Origin of the sequence: Cruoricaptor ignavus, assembly GCF_014961145.1 — a bacterium.
GTDB classification, from domain to species: Bacteria; Bacteroidota; Bacteroidia; order Flavobacteriales; family Weeksellaceae; genus Cruoricaptor; species Cruoricaptor ignavus.
Genome location: NZ_CP063145.1, coordinates 343,945 through 365,011 on the forward strand (window position 1 = coordinate 343,945; position 21,067 = coordinate 365,011).

A 21,067-nucleotide genomic window follows, 5' to 3' on the forward strand; every position below is an offset into this window, starting at 1 on the left:
GTTGAATTTTTCGGGGCGAAATTTACGAAAATGGCGCGATCCAAAAGGAGGCAAGGCGATGCCGACTGTCGTGGCGCGCGCAAAATAAAATCAGCGGAATTTTGTTTAAATTTGGCATTGATTTTTAGCTATGAAAAAAACTTTGGTAATGGCGATCGCAGCCTCAATTTTTGCGACTTCCTGCAGCAAGGACAAAGAAATCCTGAATACTCTGGCGGACTATAATTTGGAGATGGAATCGGAAGGTTATCATTTTGGAGATAAGATAAAATTGCCAGAATCTGTGCTGAAAAATGTTGAAAATGTGTCGCTTAGCTTTGGGAATCACGATACTGCCGACCTGAGGATAGACCCGAAGAAGTTTACCCTCGGGGATAATGCTGTGACTTTTGTGATAAGAACGAAGGACGGGAAGGAGCTGGTGCAGGATGCCACGATTAATGTTTTTGCGAGGAATCCTGAAAAACAGCTCAGCTATACGCTGGTAAGGGAGTACCCGCACGATGTAAATAATTTTGTGCAGGGTTTTCAGCTGGAGGGCAATATGATTTATGAGTCGGACGGGCAAAATGGCAGCTCTCAAATTCTGAAATATGCGCTGGGCAGCACTACCGCCACAGCTATGGCGAAGCAGCCGGCGGAGGTTTTTTCTGAAGGCTGTACGATTGTGGGGGATAAAGTTTATCAGCTTACCTGGCAGAATAAGAAGGGTTTTATCTATAATAAATATGACCTGAAGCTTATCGGCGAATTTCCTTACCCAAATGTAATGGGAGAGGGCTGGGGGCTAACCTACGACGGGGAGCACCTGATAGCTTCGGACGGTACGAAAAATCTGTATTTCCTGAGCCCGGAAGACCCGTCGAAGCTGGTGCGCTACATTTCGGTGGCGGGGAACTCCCAGGCTTACAACCGGCTGAACGAGCTGGAGTACCACGATGGGCACATCTATGCGAATGTGTGGCAGCAGGCTATCGTGCTGAAAATCAACCCGGAAAATGGGGAAGTGCTTGCCATTATTGATTTTTCTCAGCTTGCTAAGGAGAATACCAAGGGGCAGGATGATGTGCTTAACGGAATTACCTTTAAAGGTGAAAATATGCTGGTGACCGGGAAAAACTGGTCGAAAATTTACGAAGTTTCAATTCAGTAAGTGCGAGTTTTCTGGCTCATAGCGTTTTTATTTTTCTGCAAAATTTCGGGGCAGGTTTCCGGAATTTCAGATTTCCTGGCTGATGATTATGGCAATTTTTATTTTACCGATAGGGAACAGTTTAAAATTATAAAAACAGATGCATCCGGTACAGAAATAGCGAGAACGGCAGTCCGCGCTCCATTCCGAATATTAAGTGTGCGCAATCCTCTAAGTATCGCGCTGTTTTCTGAAAATACGCAGAGCATCATTATATTAGATCAAAACCTAACCGAGATAGAGAGGATTCGTTTGAATGACCTTGGCTGGGTGAAAGCCGTCTATGCGCCTGATACACAGGAGGTTTGGCTGCTGAATTCGGACAGACGGATGCTTTCCCGGTACCACCTCCGTGAACGGAGGGAGATTTCTGCAATACCGTTGGCTATTAATTTTATGGAAATCAAGGATATTATCATTTTCAAGGATAAAATATATATTTTATCAGAAAATTCTCTGAATGTTTTCAATCTTAGCGGTGAAATGATAAAAACTTTTGATGTTTCAGGTGGTAAGAGGTTGCAAATTAATAACTCAGAATTATTTATAACCAGCCCCGGCAGAGTGGAGAGTATTACGGATGATAAACTTGTGGCTGTCTATCAGCTGGCGCCTGATGAGGAGATTACTCTCAATTCTGAGAATGCTTACATTTTGAAGAATTGTAAGATTATTGCACAAAATTTTAAGAAAAACACAAAATAAAAAATGCACATTGCTGTCACCGGAAATATCGGGGCTGGGAAAACCACGCTGACTACAATGCTCGCGAAGCATTATGGGTGGAAACCGCATTTCGAGGATGTGGAGCACAATCCGTATCTGGAGGATTTTTACGCAGATATGTCTAAGTGGAGTTTCGCGCTGCAGATTTATTTTTTAGGCAGCAGGTTCCGGCAGGTGAAGGAGATACGCGAGAGCGGGGAGAGCGTAGTGCAGGATAGGACAATCTATGAGGACGCGTATATTTTTGCTGAAAATCTGTATGATATGCAGCTTCTTTCTCAGCGGGATTTTAATAATTACCTCTCGCTTTTCGAGTTGATGAAAAGCTTTATCCTCGCTCCGGATTTGCTGATTTACCTAAAATCTGATGTACCGAATCTTGTAAAAAAAATTTACAAAAGAGGGCGGGATTATGAAGCGTCCATTAGTATCGATTATTTAACAAAACTCAACCAAAAATACGAAAAATGGATTTCGGAATATAAAGAGGGCAAGTTGCTAATAATTGAAGTGGACGATTTGGATTTTGTAGAAAAGCCGGAAGATTTCGGGTTTATACTGGAAAAAATAGAGGGCGAGCTGCACGGTTTGTTTTAAATTTGCAAAATGATCAAAATCCTTCACAATAACTCCTGTTCGAAATCTAGGGCAGCGTTGGAATATCTGGATGAAAACGGTATTCAGTTTGAGATAATTGACATCATTAAGAATCCACTTAGTGAGCTGGAAATCAGGACATTACTGCGTAAACTGAATTTAGAGGTTACAGAAATAATTCGCAAAAACGATCCGCTCTATCCTCAGTATAGCCGGGAAGCGAAAACAGAAGAAGATTGGGTGAAAATTCTCAGCAAAAACCCTGAACTCCTGCAAAGACCGATATTAATCAAAGGTCCGGTAGCAATGATCGGCAGGCCGCTTGAAAATATCCGGTTCTTTATTGAAGGATAATCCTCAGCTTAAAGCATCATTATTCCCGAGATTTCCCCGGCGGATTTATACCTACGGATGACATCATCAGCATCCAGTACAAAGGCGTCCAGCGTAATGGATATGTATTTGGCGTTCTTGCTTTCGCGGCTAGACATCGTATATTTCAACCCGTCGAACACACGCAGCAGCTCGATGAGTTTCAGCTGATCATTCGGCAGGACAAATTTGAAAATATAATTTTCCGGAAAGTTATGATTTTCTTCCAGGCGCAATTTTAAATTTGCATAAAATTCATCCGGATTAGGATTTGAGGAATTCTGAAATATTTCCATTTTTTTTGACAAAAAAATAATTTAAGGGTGGCGATTTTATTACCAAATTCTGCGCCAAATTACTTATAATTTCCTATTTTTGATGTTTTAATCCACTACAGATTTATGGATACTTACAAGAACCCACTCAAGGAGCGATATGCCAGCGGGGAAATGCTTTTTAATTTCTCCAACGATAAAAAATTTAGAACCTGGCGGCAGCTGTGGATTGCGCTGGCAGAGATCCAGAAAGAGCTGGGGTTGGAGATATCCGATACGCAAATTGCTGATCTAAAGGCAACTGCAGAAAATATTGATTATGAAAAAGCCAGAGCATACGAGCAGGAATTTCGGCACGATGTGATGGCGCATGTACACACATACGGCGATGCCGCACCATCTGCGAGGGCAATTATCCACCTTGGGGCGACATCGGCTTTCGTTGGCGATAATACGGATCTGATACAAATCCGTGACGGACTGCTGATTCTCAGAAAAAAACTTGTCAGTATTATCAACTCCCTTGCAGAGTTTGCATTGAAATACAAGGACTTACCAACGCTCGGTTTCACGCATTTTCAGCCGGCACAGCTCACAACGGTTGGGAAAAGGGCGACGCTCTGGCTGCAATCCTTGATCCTGGATTTTGAAGAGCTGGAATTTTTCCTGGAAACGCTGAGATTTCGCGGCGTGAAGGGCACTACAGGAACTGCCGCAAGCTTTCTGGAGCTTTTCGCCGGAGATTATTCCAAGGTGAAATATCTGGACAGGGAACTTTCCAAAAGATTCGGTTTTGAGAATGTTTTCGGAGTTTCCGGGCAAACTTATGACAGGAAAATTGATGCGAAAGTGTTGTCGCTTTTGTCGAACATTGCACAATCTGCCCATAAGTTCAGCAATGATTTAAGGCTTTTGCAAAATCTTAAAGAAATAGAGGAACCTTTTGAGAAAAATCAAATCGGCTCTTCAGCGATGGCATACAAAAGAAATCCGATGCGCTCGGAAAGAATAGGAGCTTTGGCAAAATTTGTAATTTCTCTGCAAAACTCTTCTGCAATGGTGGCTGCAACGCAGTGGTTTGAAAGAACGCTGGATGATTCTGCCAACAAAAGGCTGACAATTCCGCAGGCTTTTCTGGCGGTAGATGCTATTTTGCTGATTTGGAATAATATAATGAATGGCCTAATTGTTTACGAAAACCGCATTCGGAAACATATCGATGAAGAGCTGCCATTTATGGCGACGGAATACATTATTATGGAGGAGGTGAAGGCTGGTGGAGACAGGCAGGAAATTCACGAAACCATCCGTAAACATTCGATGGAAGCGAGCAGAATGGTGAAAATGGAGGGCAAGGAAAACGACCTGATTGAACGCCTGATGAATGATGATTCGCTGAAAATGGATAAGTCGAAAATTTCCGAAGTGCTTGAGCCTAAGAACTTTATAGGTTTCGCACCAGTGCAAACGGAGGAATTTATCCGGACTGAGGTGCTGCCAATTCTCGAAAAATATAGGAATGAAATCACGGAAGCCGCGGAGCTGAAGGTATAATTTTAAGCAAACGCTTTTAAATGAACACAAGAATTTTTGTAGAGCGCAGAGCCGATTTTGATGTGGAGAGCGCCAAACTTTATAAAGATCTGAAGACGGCTGCGCCTGCGCTCCAGTCCGCAAAGGTTTACCAAATTTATGACATTTTCGGAATTTCCTCAGAGGAACTGGAGGCAGTAAAATTTACCACCTTTGCGGACCCCGTTACGGACATCCTTCACACAGAAAATCCGCTGAAAAATCCATTCATTGCGATGGAATTTTTGCCCGGGCAATACGATCAGCGCGCGGATGCCGCGGAGCAGTGTATCGCCCTGCTTACCGGTAATACCGGCGCCACGGTACGAAGCGGCAAGGCAGTAGAACTGCAGGGAGCTACTGAAGCAGAATTGAAGGAAATCAGGCATTATCTCATCAATGCGGTGGAGCGGCAGGAAAAGAATCTTGCAGAACTGCAAATACCTCAGGAGGGAGAGCCTGCGCCCGTAAAAGCCCACGAGGGTTTTATTAATTTCAATGAGGAACAACTGCAAAATTTCTACAAAAAAAACGGCTTTTCCTTTGGTTTGGACGATATGCAGCATATTCAGCAGTATTTCATCAGCGAACAAAGAAACCCGACAGAAACAGAGCTAAAAGTTCTGGACACCTACTGGAGCGACCACTGCCGACACACCACTTTTGAAACTGCACTTACTGATATAAAATTTACAGGGCAATATAAAGAAACATTAGAGCGCATTTTCGCTGATTATCAGGAGAAGAGAAGGTTTCTCGGCAGAGAGAACCGCGCAGTTTCCCTGATGGATTTGGGGACCATCGCGGCAAAGTATTTCCACAAAAAAGGACAGCTGGATGACCTGGTAATTTCTGATGAAATCAATGCCTGCACCATCGAAGTTGAAGCGAAATACGATGGCAAAACCGAGCCCTGGTACCTTCTGTTTAAAAACGAAACCCACAACCACCCTACGGAAATTGAGCCTTACGGCGGTGCTTCCACCTGCCTTGGCGGTGCCATCCGCGATCCGCTCTCCGGTCGGGCGTATGTGTACCAGGCGATGAGAGTTTCCGGCGCTGCCAATGTCCTAGAGCCCGTTTCTGAGACCATCCCAGGAAAGCTTCCGCAAAAGGTGATCACAAAAGGGGCTGCGGATGGGTTTTCATCCTACGGAAACCAAATAGGCGTTGCAAGTACCATCATCAGCGAGTTTTACCACGAAGGTTATAAAGCCAAGCGTCTGGAAACGGGCTTCGTGGTGGGTGCCGTGCCAAAGGATTGGGTAAAACGCGAAAAGCCTTTGGCAGGCGACATTGTAATGGTTTTTGGCGGATATACCGGCCGGGATGGCGTGGGAGGCGCTACCGGAAGTTCCAAGGAGCAGAATGAAGATTCCATACTTACGCTATCTACCGAGGTACAGAAGGGGAACCCCGTTACGGAGCGGAAGATGCAGCGCCTAATGCGCAACCCGGAATTTACGAAACTGATAAAAAAATCCAACGATTTCGGGGCGGGCGGCGTATCAGTAGCCATCGGAGAAATTGCAGAGAGCATTGATATTAATCTTGACAGTATGCCCTTGAAATACGGCGGACTGAACGGCACAGAGCTCGCTATTTCCGAATCTCAGGAGCGTATGGCAGCGGTGATTTCTGCGAAAGATAAGGAGAAATTTCTTCACCTTTGTGAATCAGAAAACCTTCACGCCTTCGAAATCGGGAAAGTCACCGATAGTGGCAGGATGCGGATGCACTGGCAGGGCAGGACTATAGTAGACATCAGCAGGGAATTTCTGAGCACAAATGGCTGCGCCAAAGTGCAGACTGCTGAAGTCTCACACCTTGAAGAAATCACTGAAAACCATATTGAGTTTAACGAAAAAAACTTCATCGCTGAACTATCCGCTATGAATAACGCTTCTCAGAAAGGTCTGGTAGAAATGTTCGACTCCAGCGTAGGCGGTACCACCGTAGCAATGCCTTTTGGCGGACGGTACCAGGAGACGATGATGGAGGGAAGTGTGCATTCACTGCCGGTGCTGAATGCTGAGGATGTGGAAACAGTATCGATGGCAGCCTGGGGATTCGATCCTGACCTTTCCGCGAGAAATTCCCTCATCGGAGCTGCAAATGCAGTAGTGGAAAGCGTTGCGAAAATAGTGGCCATGGGCGGAGATTATCAAAAAATCCGGCTCAGCTTTCAGGAGTATTTTGAAAAGCTAGGAACAGAGCCTGCGAAGTGGGGCAAGCCCTTGGCATCCCTGCTTGGCGCTTATGACGCTCAGATGAATTTGGAACTAGCAGCAATCGGAGGTAAGGACAGTATGTCTGGTACATTTCAGGATTTAAATGTTCCGCCAACTTTGATTTCGTTCGCCTGCGCACCAGGAGAAAAATCAAGCATAATTTCGCCGGAATTTAAAGAACCCGGGAATAAAATTTATTTATTTGAGCATACTCCGCAGCCCAACGGACTCCCTGATTATGACGCACTGAAACAGGTTTTCAGGCTGATAAACGGAAATATTAAAAGTGGGAAAATCGTTTCAGCCAAAACTGTGAAGGGAGGCGGAGTAGCGGTGGCACTCGCAAAAATGAGTTTCGGAAACAAAAACGGAGCGAGCATACAATATGACGATTCAAAACTCCTTAAAAAAAATATAGGGTCCATCATCTTTGAATCGAGAGAAAATATTGATTCCAACCTGATTGAACCAATAGGTGAAGTCATTAACGGTAACTACCTAAAAATAAATGACTTAGATTTTGATATCTCTAAATTGCTTCAAGCTTACAAATCCACTTTTGCAGATCTTTTCCCTTTTAAAGAAACCGATCCAAAAATTGTGGAAGTGGAAAGCTCCTTTGCCTTAAAAAATGAAATTCCACAAAGAAAATCTATTAAAATTTCAAAACCATCCGTTTTTTTGCCAATTTTCCCCGGGACTAATTGTGAATATGAAACTATTAATGCATTCAGAAAAGAAGGCGCTTTAGTTTCCAATTCTGTATTTAAATCACTGAATAACAGCCAAATAAAAGAAAGTATTGATGAATGGGCACGACAGATTTCAAAATCTCAGATAATTGTTTTTTCTGGTGGTTTTTCTAATGGCGATGAACCGGACGGTTCCGCTAAATTTATGGTAAATGTGCTGAAAAACGAACGCATAAAAAATGCGGTGCACGAACTGCTGGAAAGAGACGGCCTGATCCTGGGAATCTGCAACGGTTTCCAGGCGCTGATAAAATCCGGGCTGGTGACTTTCGGCGAAATTAGTGATTTGGATGAAAACGCACCGACTTTGACGAACAATAAAATCGGCAGGCATATTTCACAAATGGTGAATGTGAAAGTTGTGAGCGAGCAATCACCGTGGCTGAATGGGATGAAAGACCAGATTTTCACCATCCCGATTTCGCACGGTGAAGGCCGTTTTGTAGCGAGCGAACCTGTGATTGAGCAGCTGTACCGAAAAGGCCAAATCGCTACGCAATATGTTGATTTTGAAGGGAATATAGCGCACGGAATGCCGCACAATCCGAACGCTTCGCTTTTCGGAATCGAGGGAATTACATCAGAATGTGGAAAAATTTACGGCAGAATGGGGCACGGTGAAAGATTTTCCGAAGGCCTGATGAAAAACATTCCTGATGCCAATTACCATAATATTTTCCGCAACGGTGTGGAATATTTCCGTAGCTAACTGAAGAGAACGGAAAGGTATTTAGGGTAAATCAGAATTGCGGCGGCAATTGCTGCGAAAGCCAGCAGCAGAACGGCACCTGCAGAAATATCCTTGATGAATTTTATTCGGACATCTTGGCTGGGCTGGATGAAATCGCAGATTTTTTCAACTGCTGTGTTGAAAATTTCCGCGGAAAGAACGGCAGCGCAAATCAGCAAAATCATTGCAGAATCCTGCGGGCTAAGTTCCAGCAGGAAAATCAGCGCAAGATTAATCAGCAATGCCGCGAATTCAATCTGGAAATTCCGCTCACGAAACATAGAGCGAAGACCGCTGAAAGCGAAGCGGAAACTTTGGAAAATGCTGTGGCGTTTCATCCCCGCAAAATTAAAAAATCGCAATTTTGGGCGGTGAAATTTTTGCCATAGAAATTTCCAGGCGGCGTTTATATTTTTATATTTGTAAAAAATTTCGGATTTATGAAATTTATGGTTTCAAGCGGCGAGCTGCAAAAGGCGCTGCAAACGGTAAGCGGCGTGATTTCAAGCTCGCAGAGCAGACCGATACTGGAAAATTATCTTTTCGAACTGAACGGCGAAACGCTGAAAATTACGGCTTCGGACGGCGAAACCACGCTGATTACAGAGCTGGAAGTGCGTTCCGATGATTCGGGCAAAATCGCTGTGCCTGCAAAAACTTTTCAGGATTTCGTGAAAACTTATGGCGAGCAGCCTTTGACGCTTTCTGTGCGTGAAAATGCGGAAGGCACCGGCCAGCAACTGGAAATCTTGGACGAAAAGGATAATTTTTCCGTGGCCTTGGACAACGCTAATGACTATCCGGAAATTCCGGAATTTGATGCGTCGCAAAGTGTGAAGCTTCCTGCCGGCGTTCTGGCCGAAGCTTTGTCCAACACGCTTTTTGCAACTTCTAATGATTCGCTGAGACCTGTGATGACGGGCGTTCTGTTCCAGTTCAAGGAAGATGAGGCCAACTTCGTTTCCACGGATTCTCATCGTTTGGTGGTGTACAAGCGCACCGATTTGAAAGGTGAGCCTATGGAATTCATTATGCCGAAAAAACCGCTGAACATTTTCAAAAATGTGCTGGCGAATTCCAACGATGATGTGACGATTGAGTTCAACGAAAATATGGCGAAATTCAGCTTTGGTAACAATACCTGGATTTGCCGTTTGATTGATGGAAAGTATCCGAATTATTCTGCAGTTATCCCGAAAGAAAATCCTAACTTGCTGACAATCAATCGTTCGCTGCTTCTGAACGCCATCAGAAGGGCATCTATTATGTCGAACAAATCGACGAACCAAGTGAGGTTTAAACTGTCCGGAAACCTCCTGCACCTTCACGCTGAAGACACCGAATTTGCAAACAAGGCAGATATGCAGATTCCGTGCGATTACAGCGGCGAAGATATCAACATCGGCTTCAGCTCGAAATTTTTGACGGAAATGCTTTCGGTGCTTGGCTCGGAAGACATCACGATGAAAATGTCTCAGCCCAACCGCCCTGGAATTGTAGAGCCGGTGGATGGTTTGGAAGACGAGGAGCATATCCTGATGCTTTCAATGCCGGTGATTGGGATGTAATTTTAGTATAAGTTTTAGGCTAAGGCTTAGAGGCGCAGAAATTTTTCTGTGTCTCTTTTTTTTGTATAAAACGGACAAAAATAATCGAAGGCTATCCGCTCAAAAATTTCGGAAAATTAGCTTTAAATCACGATATTTGCCGGGTTACTTTTAGCAAAATGAAAATCTCGCATAATTGGCTGTCGGAATTTATTTCCACGGATTTAAAAGTTGAAAAAATCGCGGAATATCTTACCGATATTGGTCTGGAAGTAGAAGGCATCGAATCTTACGAAAATTTTCGCGGCGGTTTGGAAGGAATAGTTGTCGGAAAAGTTTTGACCTGCGAAAAGCATCCAAATGCCGATAAACTCAGCAAAACTACTGTGGATGTAGGCGGCGAAATTCTGGAAATAGTTTGCGGCGCACCCAATGTTGCTGCCGGGCAAATTGTTCCTGTGGCAACCATCGGCACGAAGATTTACGATAAATCCGGGAATTTTTTTGAGATAAAGGAGGCGAAAATCCGTGGCGAAAAATCGCAGGGTATGATATGCGCAGAAGATGAGCTCGGCATTTCTGAAAACCACGATGGCATAATGGTTTTGGACGAAAATCAGTATGAAATCGGCAGGAAATTTTCGGATTATTTCGATGTGGTGAAGGACAGCGTTTTTGAAATAGGCCTTACGCCAAACCGTGCCGATGCGATGTCTCATTACGGCGTTGCACGGGATTTAAACGCCTACCTTAGCGCGAACAATTTGCCGTCAGAATTTGAGAAAATTTCTTCGCAAAAAATTGATAGTGAGGGAATTAGCGGATTTGAACTGGAGGTGGAAGACGCGAAATTTTCGCCAAGATACATCGGTGCGGTGATTGAAAATGTGGAAATCACGGATTCGCCGGAATGGCTTCAGCAAAGGCTAAAAGCCATCGGGCTTTCGCCGATAAACAATGTGGTGGACATCACGAATTACATTCTGCACGGTGTCGGTCAGCCGATGCACGCTTTCGATGCGGATAAAATTCAGGGCAAAAAGGTTCGTGTGGGAACGGTGCCAGCCGGAACGAAATTTACGACTTTGGACGGCACAGAGCGCACGCTGAACGGTGCGGAAATTATGATAAAGGACGGCGAAAATCAACCGATGTGCATTGCCGGTGTTTTTGGAGGGCAGCATTCCGGCGTGAATTCTGAGACGAAAAATATTTTCCTGGAAAGTGCGTATTTCGATCCGGTAAGTGTGCGCAAAGCCGCTAAGCATCACGCTTTGAACACGGATGCTTCCTTCCGTTTTGAGCGGGGAACCGATCCGAATATTGTGAAAACAGCGATGACCCTGGCCATCAATCTTATCGAAGAAATTGCCGGCGGAAAGCTGAAAGGCGAGCTGCTGGAATTTTATCCCGAAAAAATAAAGGAGCATTATGTGGTGCTGCGCTATTCTGCGCTGGACGAAATTCTTGGCGTGAAAATTCATCGGGAAAAGGTGAAGGAAATTCTGCGCCTGCTGGAAATTCAGATTCTGAACGAAATTCCGAACGGACTGGAACTGGCTGTGCCACCGTTTAAAACCGATGTGACAAGGGAAATAGATGTGATTGAGGAAGTACTTCGGATTTACGGTTACAATAAAATTGATGCGCCGCAAAAAATCTCGTTCACGCCGGTTTCGCTGAATTTGCAGGATCAGGATGAGCTGGAAAATTCCTGGGCGAGAACTCTGCAGAGCAGCGGTTTTAACGAGGTGATGAACAATTCGCTAACTGCGCTGAAAGAAGAAACCGATGCCGTGAAACTGCTAAATCCTTTAAGTGGCGACTTAGAATTTATGCGGCAATCTCTTCTGGAAGGCCTGCTGGAAAACGCGGCGTTCAACATCAACCGGAAAAATCCGGACATTAAATTTTTCGAGTTCGGGAAAATTTATTTCAAAAAAGAAAATTACGAAGAGCGGAAGCAACTTGGGATTTTGCTTTCGGGGAGGCAGTTTGCGGAAAATTGGCTTGTGCCGAAATCTGCCACTGATTTCTATTATCTCAAGTCTTATGTGAATTTGCTGCTCTCAAAACTTGGCGTGGAAATTCACGAGAAAGCCTTGCAGGACGGGCGTTTCAGCGATGCGCTGGAATTTTATTCCGGAGAGAAAACCTTGGCAAGATTAGGGAAAGTTTCGCCAAAACTTTTGAAGGAAGCCGATGTAGAACAGGAAGCATTTTATGCGGAAATTGAACTGGAAACGGCGCACAGTCTTCGCAAAACGGAAAATTTCAAACTGAAGGAAATTCCGAAATTTAACAAAATCAGAAGGGATTTGGCGCTGCTTGTAGATGCAAGTGTTTCATACTCAGAGCTTTATAAATCTGCCATAAGTAGGAATATTGAGATTTTGCAGTCGGTGAATTTGTTTGATGTTTATGAGGGCAAGAATTTACCGGAAGGCAAAAAATCTTACGCCCTGAGCTTTGAGCTGCTGAACCCAGAAAAAACTTTGGAAGAAAAGGAAATTGCCGAGACGATGAACAGCCTGATTAAAACTTTTGAGAAAGATTTCGGCGCGGAACTTCGTGCTTAGGAATTTTGTAAATTTGGCAAAAATTAGCTTATGAAAAAACTGGCAATAGTAGCGGTATCGTTTTTTCTCGTTTCCTGCGGTACAGCTACTACGGCAAGCAGCAGTAAAACTTCGGCACAACCTTCGCTGGCAAACTCTAGCTGGTATCTTGCTGAAAAGGTGAAGGGTAAAACACCTACGATTGCTTTTCAGGATGGGAAGATTTCCGGAAACGCCCAGTGCAACAATTATTTTGCGGATGTGAATCTGGATGATTCTACGGGTGCATTCAAATCCGGCGTGATTGGTGCTACGAAAATGTCGTGCGACCAAATTGCGGCGGAAAATACTTTCTTGAGTATGCTTCAGGAAGCCGACAGATACGCTGTTCACGGCAATACGCTGGAACTTTACAAAGGCAACCTTCTGCTGCTGAAATTTACCAAGCAGTAATTTTTTTGGAAAAAATAAAGGGAACCAAAGTGGTTCCCTTTTTCGTTATTCATCATCTAAATCGTCATCTTCATCGTCGTACTTTGCAAGTTCGGCATCGCAGAATTCGAAGGCCTGCTCTACAACTTTCGTGAAATCATCGGCAGCCGCTTCATCTTCACCTTCCAAATCATCAAGCCATTCCACTTCTTCCTCTTCCACATTTAGGATGAAGCGCGGATATTCCGTGTGCACCACGAACAGATCTTCAGGCATTTCAGTGTTGTCCGCCAGTAAAAACTTTGGTAGTTTCATAATATAAAGTTTTGGTTTGGTAAATATAGAAATTTCGTCGCAAATTATTTCCTAAACATCGCCGAAACTTTCTCAGCCTTCTTGCTTTCTGCGTAATCGTAGAATCCTTCACCCGATTTCACGCCAAGTTTGCCGGCACGCACCATATTTACAAGCAACGGATTTGGCGCGTATTTCGGATTCTTGAAGCCGTCGTACATCACATTGAGAATTGCCAGGCAAACATCTAGCCCAATGAAATCTGCCAGCTGAAGAGGCCCCATAGGATGCGCCATTCCGAGCTTCATCACAGTATCAATCTCTTCCACACCAGCTACATTATTGTACAGCGTTTCAATGGCTTCGTTGATCATCGGCATCAGGATTCTGTTCGCCACAAATCCTGGATAATCGTTCACTTCCACCGGCGTTTTCCCAAGTTTTTGGCTCATTTCAAAAACCGCGTCAAAAGTTTCCTGCGAAGTGGAGTAGCCCTTGATGATTTCCACGAGCTTCATAATCGGCACTGGATTCATAAAGTGCATCCCGATTACTTTTTCCGGGCGTTTTGTGGCAGCCGCAATTTGCGTGATGGAAATCGACGAGGTATTGGTGGCAAGGATGCAATTTTCCGGCGCATTTTCATCAATTTGTGAAAAGATGTTCAGCTTCAGGTCAAGGTTTTCCGTAGCTGCTTCCACTACCAAGTCAGCATTTTTCACAGCTTCCGCAGTATCGGTAAAGGTTGTGATTTTGCCAAGGGTTTCCGCTTTTTGCTCTTCGGTCAGGTTGCCTTTTGCGATGATTCTGTCCAGATTTGTGGTGATGGTTTTCAGGCCTCTGTCCAGCGCTTCCTGCGAAACATCTGCCAAATTCACAGGGAAGCCTGCCTGCGCAAAAGTGTGCGCAATTCCGTTGCCCATAGTTCCTGCACCGATAACTGTAATATTCATTAGTTTAGAGTTTTAAGGTTTAAAGTTTAAAGTTGATGATTGTTACACTGTTACATTGCTTCACTGTTACATTGCTTCACTGTTACATTGCTTCACTGTTACATTGTTTCACTGTTACATTAGCAAATTATTACACTGCTGCTCGATTTCCAGCGCCACTTTCAGTGCATCCATACCGTCTTCCAGCGAAACTTCGATATTGTGCTTCCCCTCGATTGCTTCCGCAAAAGAATTCAATTCGTCCAAGATGGCATTATTTGGCGTGATTTCGGGATATTCAAACAGAATTTGATTTTTCTCGCCGTCTGCATTTTCGATTATCATATCGAAATCACTCGGGTTTTCGGGCGCTCTTTGCATTCGGATAACCTCCGCTTTTTTCTCAAGAAAATCCACTGAAATGTAGGCATCCCGCTGGAAAAACCGCGATTTCCGCATTTGCTTCATTGCAATTCGGGAAGTCGTCAGGTTGGCAACGCAGCCGTTTTCAAACTCGATCCGTGCATTCGTAATGTCCGCCGTTTTGGAAACCACCGCCACTCCTGCAGCGTGAATCGTTTTAATTTCCGATTTCACCAGCGAAAGCAGGATGTCGATATCGTGTATCATCAGATCTAGCACCACGGAAACATCCGTGCCTCTCGGATTAAATTCTGCCAGCCTGTGTATCTCGATGAACATCGGGTTTTTGATGAAATCCTTCGTGGCAATGAACGCTGGGTTGTATCTTTCCACATGGCCTACCTGCGCTTTTACGCCACTTTCCTTGCATTTTGCCAGTAGAATTTCCGCCTGATCCAGCGTTTGCGTTACCGGTTTTTCGATGAAGAAATGCTTGCCGTTTTGCGCCGCCTTCATCGCATAATCGAAATGGAAGAGGGTAGGCGTCACGATATCCAGCATCTCGATTTGCGAAAGTAGCTCCTCGAAATTCTCGAAAAATTTATAACCGAATTCTGCCTCCAGTTTTCGGCCGTTTTCCGCATCGGCATCGTGGAAGCCCACCAGCTCATATTTCTCTGACTGCTGCAGCAGCTTCAGATGAATTTTACCCAAATGTCCCGCACCAACTAGCCCGGCTTTTAGCATAATTACTTTTGCTCAAATTTAAGGTTTTCCTGTCAACAAATTTTTCACCGCACGAAAACAAAATTATTTTCCGTGGATTTTTCGTCGGCGAAGAGGTAGCCCTCCAGGTTGAAGGCCTTTATTTCTTCTAGATTTTCAACCTGATTTTCGGCGCAGAAACGCACCATCAAGCCGCGCGCATTTTTCGTGTAAACCACGATCGTTTTTGGCTTGCCGCTTTTCATTTCGTAAAAATCAAAATTGATAATTCTGCCCTTAAGTTGCTGCTTATCAATGGATTTGAAATATTCATTGCTCGCCAGATTGAGAATCGGCTCATCTTTTTTCAGTTCGGAATTCAGCTGAGCGGTAATTTTTCCGCGCCAAAATTCATACAGATTTTTATAACTGGTAAACTCAAAATTCCTGCCCATTTCTAAACGGTATGGCATTATTTTGTCCGATGGTTTCAGCACTCCGTACAGCCCGGAAAGCATCCTGTAATTTTTCTGCAAATACTTCACGGCATCTTCCGAAAGCGTTTCTGCATCGAGGCCTCGGTAAACTTCGCCAGTGAAGGCCATAAGTGCAGGCGCACTTTCCAAAGGCTTCGGCTTAGCGTTCCAGTTCTGGTTGCGCTGCCAGTTTTCATCGGCAAGTTTTGGTGAAATCTCCATCAATTCCTGCAAAAACTTCGGCGATTTGGTTTTCAAATGAGACTGGATGAATGCCGCTTCTTCTATAAATTTCGGCGTGGTAGTTTTCAGGAATTCGCTACTTCGCGAAATATCCATCAGCTTTGCCGGTGAAGTAATGAGTTTCATAAAGTATTGATAATCAATTATCCAGCCTGTTTTTTGCTGCCTTCCAAGCTTGCTTTCAGCATTGCCATCAGGTCTGTTGTGGAAGTTTTTTCTTCCTTCTCTTCGGTTGGTTTATAGGTTTGGCCCTTGGCTTTTTTCTCGATAATTGCCAGCAAATCAGCGGAGTAGCTGTTCTCGTATTTCTTCGGGTCAAATTCCGTAGCCAGCTGACTGATGAGCATTTCTGCCATTTGCAGTTCTTCGTCTTTAGCCTTTTTCTTCGGAGGCAGCTTCAGTTCTTCGTAGCTTCGCACTTCTTCTGGAAAACGCATCCGGTTCACCATCAGGATTTTCCCGTCGTAAGGCCGTACCAAACCGAGAATTTCCCTGTCCCGCAAAATGAAGGTGCCGATGCCTGCCATTTCCGTTTTCAGCAATGCCTGCAAAAGTAAGCGGTATGCATCCTCACCATTTTTCTGCGGTTCCAGGAAGTAGGGCGTTTCGTAATACGCAGGGTCCACATCTTCCAGCTTCACGAATTGCTTGATTGTCAGCAACTTGGATTTTTCCGGTGCCACCGCTGCGAAATCTGCATCTTCCAGCACAATGTACTCGTCTTCCAGCTTGTAGCCCTTCACGATGTTGGCATAGGGCACTTCCTTTCCGGTTTTCTCGTTCACCCTTTTGAAGCGTATGTTGCTCAGGTCGTTCTTATCCAGCATATCCAGATCCAGGTTGCTGGATTCTGAAGCGGCGTAAAGTTTCACGGGGATATTCACCAGGCCAAAGCCAATGGCACCCGTCCAGATTGCTCTCATATTTTATCTTCCGAATTTAAACCATTGGGACAGCGGATGCTCTTTGCCACGCAGATAATCTGAAACCATATCTGCACCGGCTACGGAGAAAGTAATCCCGTTGCCGCCAAAGCCCAGCACAAAATAGCCGTTCGGGAAGTCTTTATGCTCCCCGATGTACGGCAATCCGTCCTTAGTAGAGCCGAAAGTCCCCGCCCAAGCAAAGTCCGTGCGGAACTGGTAGTCGGGGAGGTTTTTATGAATGTATTTCTCCAGCCGCCGAGCTTTTTTTTCAAGTTTCGAATCGCGGCGCTTGGCATTGCTGAAATCATCATCCAGCCCGCCTATGAGGATCCTGCCGTCGTCCGTAGTGCGGAAGTACTCGTAGGGGTCGCCGGTGTTCCAGAAGAGCGCATCTTTCAGCCCGTCGCAGTTTTCTGGTTGCTGCTCGCCCACGATGGCGTAGGTGGAGAGCAGGTCTACAAAATTTTCTTTCAGGATTTCCACCGTCTCGAAACCTGTGCAGTATATTATTTTTTTTGCCTTAATCTCAAAACCCTCGGTGCTAATCGCGGTAATAGCGTCTTCATTATGAGAAATATTTTGGAATTCAGTTTTGTCAAAAATTCTAAGACCGCGCTCCACAGCTGCAGAGAGCAGGTCGTGGGCGAATCTGAATCCGTCAATACTTGCGCCCTGGTGGCTCAGGATGCCTCCGAAGCTGTTCTGCAGTCCGTATCTCTCCGAGATTTCTTCAGCATCCAGCCACTCCACAGGGAAGCCGTGCGCAGCCCTTGCTTCATACTCTTCCCTAAGGTGTTTCAGATGCCTACGCCGAGAGGCAAAATACAGCGAATCTTTCTTTCGGAAGCCTGCTTCGGAATTGATTTCAGCGTGCAAATGCCCTACCTTATCAATAGCTTCGGAGCACGCCCTGTAGCTCGCCACTGCACCTTCTTCACCAATTTTCGGGATAAGGTCGCAAAGCATTAAATCAATTTCATACTGGAGCATGGCCGTAGTGGCGCTCGTGCTGCCGGTGGCGGTCTCCCGGCGGTCGGCAACTATGGTGGAGTAGCCATCCTTCGCGCAGCGGTTCGCCACCAGCGCGCCCGTAATACCGCTCCCGATGATCAGCACATCGCACTCGGCGTTTTCTTGTAGGGATGGATAGGAGTTCAGGAGGCCGTTTTTCACTAGCCAGAAGGGTTCGGAGGATCGCAGTTTCATGCTGTAAATATGCGAAATATTTCAATAAAAATCCTTGCCTGAAATATTTTGAACAGCTATTATTTTAAATTTGTCCAAGCTTGATACCAACTAAATATTTGAAAGAAATTGAACTTATTCCAAGTGAATATTTGTTTCTTTTTAAGTAAAAATTAATGCCTTTTTGACGGATAAGGCACAGTATTAGCTGGCAAAAAGTTGAATAGTAAAAATAAAATAATGGCAACAATCAAACTAAAAGGAAACGACATCCAAACGGTAGGTTCTCTGCCGCAAAATGGCACCACACTGCAGGATTTTAACCTTGTAAATGCTCAGCTGGAGGAAAAAACTTTAAAGGATTTTGATGGAAAGAAAAAGATTTTTAACATCTTCCCAAGCATAGACACGGGGGTTTGCGCTGCAGCCGCGAGGAAATTTAATGAGGAAGCCAACACGCTGGAAAATACCGTGGTTATCAATGTATCCAAAGATCTTCCGTTTGCCTTGGGCCGGTTCTGCGCTGCTGAGGGCCTGGGTAATGTGGAAACGCTATCGGATTTCCGCGGCAGCTTCGGAGATGATCTCGGCGTAAAAATCTCCAGCGGACCGATGCAGGGGCTGCTCTCCCGCGCGGTAGTGGTGGCAGATGAAAATAACAAGGTAATCTATACGGAGCAGGTGCCTGAAATTACTAACGAGCCTGACTATGAAAGTGCATTAAAGTCATTAAACCAATAAAAAATGGGAGAAATTTTAGACGCAGCCTACAGCAGGCTAAAGCATTGGTACACCCCGCTAATTATCGGCATTCTCTTCATAGCGTTCGGGGTATTTTTGTTTTCGCAACCCGTGGGCGCCTACCTCGGGCTTGCTATATTTTTTGCGTGGACTTTCCTGCTTTCCGGGATTTTTGAAATCTTCTTTTCCTTCTCCAACCGGGAGTCTATAAACGGCTGGGGCTGGTATTTGGTAAGCGGTATATTCTCCACGGTGATAGGTATTTATCTGCTGATATATCCAGGTATTTCTGCCGCCGTGCTCCCTTATGTGGTGGGCTTCACGCTTATGTTCCGCTCTGTTTTTGCGCTGGGGCTCGCCTTCCAGCACAGCAGTATGGGCCTGGGTACCTCCTGGGGGCTTATCCTCACCGCGGTTCTCGGGCTGATACTTTCATTTATGATAATCTCCGATCCGCTCTTTGGGGCGTATTCCATCGTGGTGATGACTGCGGTTACCTTCATAATGGTAGGTATAAATGCTGCGATCCTCGCCTTTGATCTGAAAAAGTTGAAGAACAGGGTAGATGGCGTGCGGGATTCCGTGAAAAATTTCCGCGAAGGAAGCGGCAACCTTTAGACAGGTAATATTGGTCTTTAAAATCCGCCACATTTTTTGGGCGGATTTTTTTTATTGTAAAAAATTTAAATTTATTTCTTACCTTGCTGCGATATAAATCAACCCGATGGAGCCAATTGTATTAAATATCAGAATATTAAAGCCGGTAGAAAAAGTTTGGGATCTGTACACCAAGCCGGAACATATTACCAAATGGAATGTGCAATCCGGGGAGTGGAGCTGCCCGAAAGTGGATGTAGATTTCCGCGAGGGCGGACATTTCCGCTTCACTATGCTTTTGAAGAAATTTAAATTCTCCTACGACCTCGCCGGCACCTACAGCAGGATAGATATGCACCGGCACATAACTATGGCGATGGAGGATGGCAGAGAGGTGAATGTGGATTTTCAACCATTGGATGCGGCCACTACGGACATCACCTACTCCTTTATGCCGAGAAAAGGCCTGTCTTGGCGTACCCAGCGGGAAAACTGGTATAATATTCTGGATAATTTCCATAAATACGCGGAACGGCAGAAATAAACCACAGAAGATAAGATTTAGATAACTCAGGAATTTTTTTCACTCAGGTTTTTGAAATTTCGGGGATTTTACTAAATTTATCAAAAAATAAAGACAATGAAGAAGCCCCTAAAATTCGTGCTTGGCGCAGCCGCAGCAGTTGCAGCCTCTGCAGTTATTCAGAAAATTTACGCTAAAAGAAGCCTTTTCGAAGAAGTGATGGACGATTTTAACATCGATGCGAGCACGCCTGGCGATCTGCTAGACGGCATCCGAAGCCTGAGCGAGGAAGAGTATGAGGACTTCCGCCAGAATGCCAGCCCTATTTTCAGGACGATGCTGCAGGGCATTTGCAAGTTTTAAAGACCAAACAGTGATAAAATCCGGCATACCCTGTCGGATTTTATTCTTATATAAAATTCTGTTTTTTTGAAGGATTACTACTATTTTCTCGGCGTAGAAAAGGGCGCTTCGCAGGATGAAATCCGTAAGGCCTACCGTGCGCTTTCGCTGAAATATCACCCTGATGTGAACGAAGGCAGCGAGTTTTTTGCCAAGAGATTCCGCGAAGTTCAGGAAGCGTACGAAGTTCTCAGCAATGATGAAAAGCGCCGTAAATACGATGCTTCCACGGGAAATGCCGTGAAGACAGAGCGCAGCGATTTGCCGCCTTACATCAAAACTTTCACGGCGGATAAAACTTTCGTGAGAAAGGGCGAAAGCATCACGATTTCCTGGCAAACCGTAAATGCAGATTTGGTAAAAATTCTGCCGTTTGGTTTAGAAAAATCTTATGGCGAAAGAACCTTTAAAATCAATGAATTTCAGGGCGGAAAATTCAGCGTGGTGTTGCAGGCTACCAATACACTCACCAATAAGTCTGTAGCGAAAGGCATTACCTTCACCGAAATAACCGACAGTTTATCTGGAACTTTCAGGCATCCTGCCGAAGAAATTTTCCGAAGGCCTACGCCAAGAACCGTGGTTTACAGAACCGGCGGATTTGGATTTTCTGGCTGCCTTACCATAATTCTCTTGATTTTGTTTTTCATAATGTTTTTCCTTTTTAGTTATTAATTTCGCAATATCGTTTGATGA

At 44.8% G+C, this 21,067-nt stretch carries 22 protein-coding genes; 14 read left to right on the plus strand and 8 right to left on the minus strand.

Annotated features, from left to right (window positions below; genetic code table 11):
- The first annotated feature begins 130 nt into the window (after window positions 1-130).
- From IMZ16_RS01525 to IMZ16_RS01540, 4 genes are read left to right on the plus strand one after another with little or no spacing between them, the layout of a single operon-like run.
- A complete protein-coding gene (locus IMZ16_RS01525; protein WP_193440217.1) occupies window positions 131-1,153 on the plus strand; it encodes a glutaminyl-peptide cyclotransferase in 1,023 nt (340 codons plus the stop codon).
- Window positions 1,154-1,897, plus strand: a complete 744-nt coding sequence (locus IMZ16_RS01530) for a hypothetical protein (protein WP_193440218.1) — start codon at window positions 1,154-1,156, stop codon at window positions 1,895-1,897.
- 3 nt (window positions 1,898-1,900) lie between these two features.
- On the plus strand, window positions 1,901-2,515 hold the full coding sequence (locus IMZ16_RS01535) for a deoxynucleoside kinase (protein WP_193440219.1): 615 nt from the start codon (window positions 1,901-1,903) through the stop codon (window positions 2,513-2,515).
- A 9-nt stretch (window positions 2,516-2,524) separates the two neighbouring features.
- Window positions 2,525-2,869 (plus strand): ArsC/Spx/MgsR family protein, encoded by a 345-nt coding sequence (locus IMZ16_RS01540; protein WP_193440220.1) that lies wholly within the window; start codon window positions 2,525-2,527, stop codon window positions 2,867-2,869.
- Between the two features lie 8 nt (window positions 2,870-2,877).
- Here the strand turns inward: IMZ16_RS01540 and IMZ16_RS01545 are convergent, their stop codons facing one another.
- A complete protein-coding gene (locus tag IMZ16_RS01545; RefSeq protein WP_073178171.1) occupies window positions 2,878-3,183 on the minus strand; it encodes a YbeD family protein in 306 nt (101 codons plus the stop codon).
- A 105-nt stretch (window positions 3,184-3,288) separates the two neighbouring features.
- Here IMZ16_RS01545 and purB point away from each other — a divergent pair, with 105 nt between their 5' ends.
- Both purB and IMZ16_RS01555 read left to right on the plus strand, forming a co-directional pair.
- The gene (gene purB / locus IMZ16_RS01550; RefSeq protein WP_193440221.1) at window positions 3,289-4,716 is read left to right on the plus strand and encodes an adenylosuccinate lyase; all 1,428 of its coding nucleotides are present in this window, start codon (window positions 3,289-3,291) and stop codon (window positions 4,714-4,716) included.
- Window positions 4,717-4,736: 20 nt separating this feature from the next.
- Window positions 4,737-8,426 (plus strand): phosphoribosylformylglycinamidine synthase, encoded by a 3,690-nt coding sequence (locus IMZ16_RS01555; protein ID WP_193440222.1) that lies wholly within the window; start codon window positions 4,737-4,739, stop codon window positions 8,424-8,426.
- On the opposite strand, the gene IMZ16_RS01560 is transcribed toward IMZ16_RS01555, so the two are convergent.
- A complete protein-coding gene (locus IMZ16_RS01560; RefSeq protein ID WP_193440223.1) occupies window positions 8,423-8,785 on the minus strand; it encodes a diacylglycerol kinase in 363 nt (120 codons plus the stop codon). The two genes, IMZ16_RS01555 and IMZ16_RS01560, sit on opposite strands and share 4 nt — an antisense overlap.
- A 102-nt stretch (window positions 8,786-8,887) precedes the next feature.
- Between IMZ16_RS01560 and dnaN the strand changes: the two genes are divergently transcribed.
- From dnaN to IMZ16_RS01575, 3 genes are all read left to right on the plus strand, one after another.
- On the plus strand, window positions 8,888-10,015 hold the full coding sequence (dnaN, locus tag IMZ16_RS01565; protein WP_193440224.1) for a DNA polymerase III subunit beta: 1,128 nt from the start codon (window positions 8,888-8,890) through the stop codon (window positions 10,013-10,015).
- Window positions 10,016-10,173: 158 nt separating this feature from the next.
- Complete coding sequence (pheT, locus tag IMZ16_RS01570) at window positions 10,174-12,573, plus strand: phenylalanine--tRNA ligase subunit beta (protein ID WP_193440225.1); 2,400 nt, start codon at window positions 10,174-10,176, stop codon at window positions 12,571-12,573.
- Between the two features lie 30 nt (window positions 12,574-12,603).
- Complete coding sequence (locus IMZ16_RS01575; protein WP_193440226.1) at window positions 12,604-13,005, plus strand: META domain-containing protein; 402 nt, start codon at window positions 12,604-12,606, stop codon at window positions 13,003-13,005.
- Between the two features lie 45 nt (window positions 13,006-13,050).
- Here IMZ16_RS01575 and IMZ16_RS01580 read toward each other — a convergent pair whose 3' ends face one another.
- The 6 genes from IMZ16_RS01580 to IMZ16_RS01605 all read right to left on the minus strand — a co-directional run bounded on the left by IMZ16_RS01580 (window position 13,051) and on the right by IMZ16_RS01605 (window position 18,129).
- Entirely contained in the window at window positions 13,051-13,299 is a 249-nt protein-coding gene (locus IMZ16_RS01580; RefSeq protein ID WP_073178159.1) for a hypothetical protein, read from the minus strand.
- A 44-nt stretch (window positions 13,300-13,343) separates the two neighbouring features.
- The gene (locus IMZ16_RS01585; protein ID WP_193440227.1) at window positions 13,344-14,231 is read right to left on the minus strand and encodes a 3-hydroxyacyl-CoA dehydrogenase family protein; all 888 of its coding nucleotides are present in this window, start codon (window positions 14,229-14,231) and stop codon (window positions 13,344-13,346) included.
- Between the two features lie 114 nt (window positions 14,232-14,345).
- Window positions 14,346-15,320 (minus strand): Gfo/Idh/MocA family protein, encoded by a 975-nt coding sequence (locus tag IMZ16_RS01590; protein WP_193440228.1) that lies wholly within the window; start codon window positions 15,318-15,320, stop codon window positions 14,346-14,348.
- Window positions 15,321-15,364: 44 nt separating this feature from the next.
- Window positions 15,365-16,123 (minus strand): peroxide stress protein YaaA, encoded by a 759-nt coding sequence (gene yaaA, locus IMZ16_RS01595; protein ID WP_193440229.1) that lies wholly within the window; start codon window positions 16,121-16,123, stop codon window positions 15,365-15,367.
- Window positions 16,124-16,140: 17 nt separating this feature from the next.
- Window positions 16,141-16,920: a non-homologous end joining protein Ku gene (gene ku, locus IMZ16_RS01600; protein ID WP_193440230.1), complete on the minus strand. Its 780-nt coding sequence runs from the start codon at window positions 16,918-16,920 to the stop codon at window positions 16,141-16,143.
- A gap of 3 nt (window positions 16,921-16,923) precedes the next feature.
- Window positions 16,924-18,129, minus strand: coding sequence for an NAD(P)/FAD-dependent oxidoreductase (locus IMZ16_RS01605; RefSeq protein WP_193440231.1), 1,206 nt, complete (start codon window positions 18,127-18,129; stop codon window positions 16,924-16,926).
- 219 nt (window positions 18,130-18,348) lie between these two features.
- Between IMZ16_RS01605 and tpx the strand changes: the two genes are divergently transcribed.
- From tpx to IMZ16_RS10515, 5 genes are all read left to right on the plus strand, one after another.
- A complete protein-coding gene (gene tpx / locus IMZ16_RS01610) occupies window positions 18,349-18,849 on the plus strand; it encodes a thiol peroxidase (RefSeq protein ID WP_073178148.1) in 501 nt (166 codons plus the stop codon).
- A gap of 3 nt (window positions 18,850-18,852) precedes the next feature.
- A complete protein-coding gene (locus IMZ16_RS01615; protein ID WP_193440232.1) occupies window positions 18,853-19,467 on the plus strand; it encodes an HdeD family acid-resistance protein in 615 nt (204 codons plus the stop codon).
- A gap of 106 nt (window positions 19,468-19,573) precedes the next feature.
- A complete protein-coding gene (locus IMZ16_RS01620) occupies window positions 19,574-19,990 on the plus strand; it encodes an SRPBCC domain-containing protein (RefSeq protein WP_193440233.1) in 417 nt (138 codons plus the stop codon).
- A gap of 96 nt (window positions 19,991-20,086) precedes the next feature.
- On the plus strand, window positions 20,087-20,332 hold the full coding sequence (locus IMZ16_RS01625; RefSeq protein ID WP_193440234.1) for a hypothetical protein: 246 nt from the start codon (window positions 20,087-20,089) through the stop codon (window positions 20,330-20,332).
- Between the two features lie 66 nt (window positions 20,333-20,398).
- A complete protein-coding gene (locus IMZ16_RS10515; protein ID WP_193440235.1) occupies window positions 20,399-21,046 on the plus strand; it encodes a J domain-containing protein in 648 nt (215 codons plus the stop codon).
- Window positions 21,047-21,067: the final 21 nt, after the last annotated feature.

Coding starts and splice junctions, on each gene's coding strand:
- IMZ16_RS01625 (WP_193440234.1), top strand. CDS start 20,087: ATGAAGAAGCCCCTAAAATTCGTGCTTGGCGCAGCCGCAGCAGTTGCA.
- IMZ16_RS01525 (WP_193440217.1), top strand. CDS start 131: ATGAAAAAAACTTTGGTAATGGCGATCGCAGCCTCAATTTTTGCGACT.
- IMZ16_RS01615 (WP_193440232.1), top strand. CDS start 18,853: ATGGGAGAAATTTTAGACGCAGCCTACAGCAGGCTAAAGCATTGGTAC.
- IMZ16_RS01555 (WP_193440222.1), top strand. CDS start 4,737: ATGAACACAAGAATTTTTGTAGAGCGCAGAGCCGATTTTGATGTGGAG.
- IMZ16_RS01585 (WP_193440227.1), bottom strand. CDS start 14,231: ATGAATATTACAGTTATCGGTGCAGGAACTATGGGCAACGGAATTGCG.
- IMZ16_RS01540 (WP_193440220.1), top strand. CDS start 2,525: ATGATCAAAATCCTTCACAATAACTCCTGTTCGAAATCTAGGGCAGCG.
- IMZ16_RS01575 (WP_193440226.1), top strand. CDS start 12,604: ATGAAAAAACTGGCAATAGTAGCGGTATCGTTTTTTCTCGTTTCCTGC.
- IMZ16_RS01605 (WP_193440231.1), bottom strand. CDS start 18,129: ATGAAACTGCGATCCTCCGAACCCTTCTGGCTAGTGAAAAACGGCCTC.
- IMZ16_RS01580 (WP_073178159.1), bottom strand. CDS start 13,299: ATGAAACTACCAAAGTTTTTACTGGCGGACAACACTGAAATGCCTGAA.
- tpx (WP_073178148.1), top strand. CDS start 18,349: ATGGCAACAATCAAACTAAAAGGAAACGACATCCAAACGGTAGGTTCT.
- ku (WP_193440230.1), bottom strand. CDS start 16,920: ATGAGAGCAATCTGGACGGGTGCCATTGGCTTTGGCCTGGTGAATATC.
- pheT (WP_193440225.1), top strand. CDS start 10,174: ATGAAAATCTCGCATAATTGGCTGTCGGAATTTATTTCCACGGATTTA.
- dnaN (WP_193440224.1), top strand. CDS start 8,888: ATGAAATTTATGGTTTCAAGCGGCGAGCTGCAAAAGGCGCTGCAAACG.
- IMZ16_RS01620 (WP_193440233.1), top strand. CDS start 19,574: ATGGAGCCAATTGTATTAAATATCAGAATATTAAAGCCGGTAGAAAAA.
- IMZ16_RS01560 (WP_193440223.1), bottom strand. CDS start 8,785: ATGAAACGCCACAGCATTTTCCAAAGTTTCCGCTTCGCTTTCAGCGGT.
- IMZ16_RS01535 (WP_193440219.1), top strand. CDS start 1,901: ATGCACATTGCTGTCACCGGAAATATCGGGGCTGGGAAAACCACGCTG.
- IMZ16_RS01590 (WP_193440228.1), bottom strand. CDS start 15,320: ATGCTAAAAGCCGGGCTAGTTGGTGCGGGACATTTGGGTAAAATTCAT.
- IMZ16_RS01545 (WP_073178171.1), bottom strand. CDS start 3,183: ATGGAAATATTTCAGAATTCCTCAAATCCTAATCCGGATGAATTTTAT.
- yaaA (WP_193440229.1), bottom strand. CDS start 16,123: ATGAAACTCATTACTTCACCGGCAAAGCTGATGGATATTTCGCGAAGT.
- purB (WP_193440221.1), top strand. CDS start 3,289: ATGGATACTTACAAGAACCCACTCAAGGAGCGATATGCCAGCGGGGAA.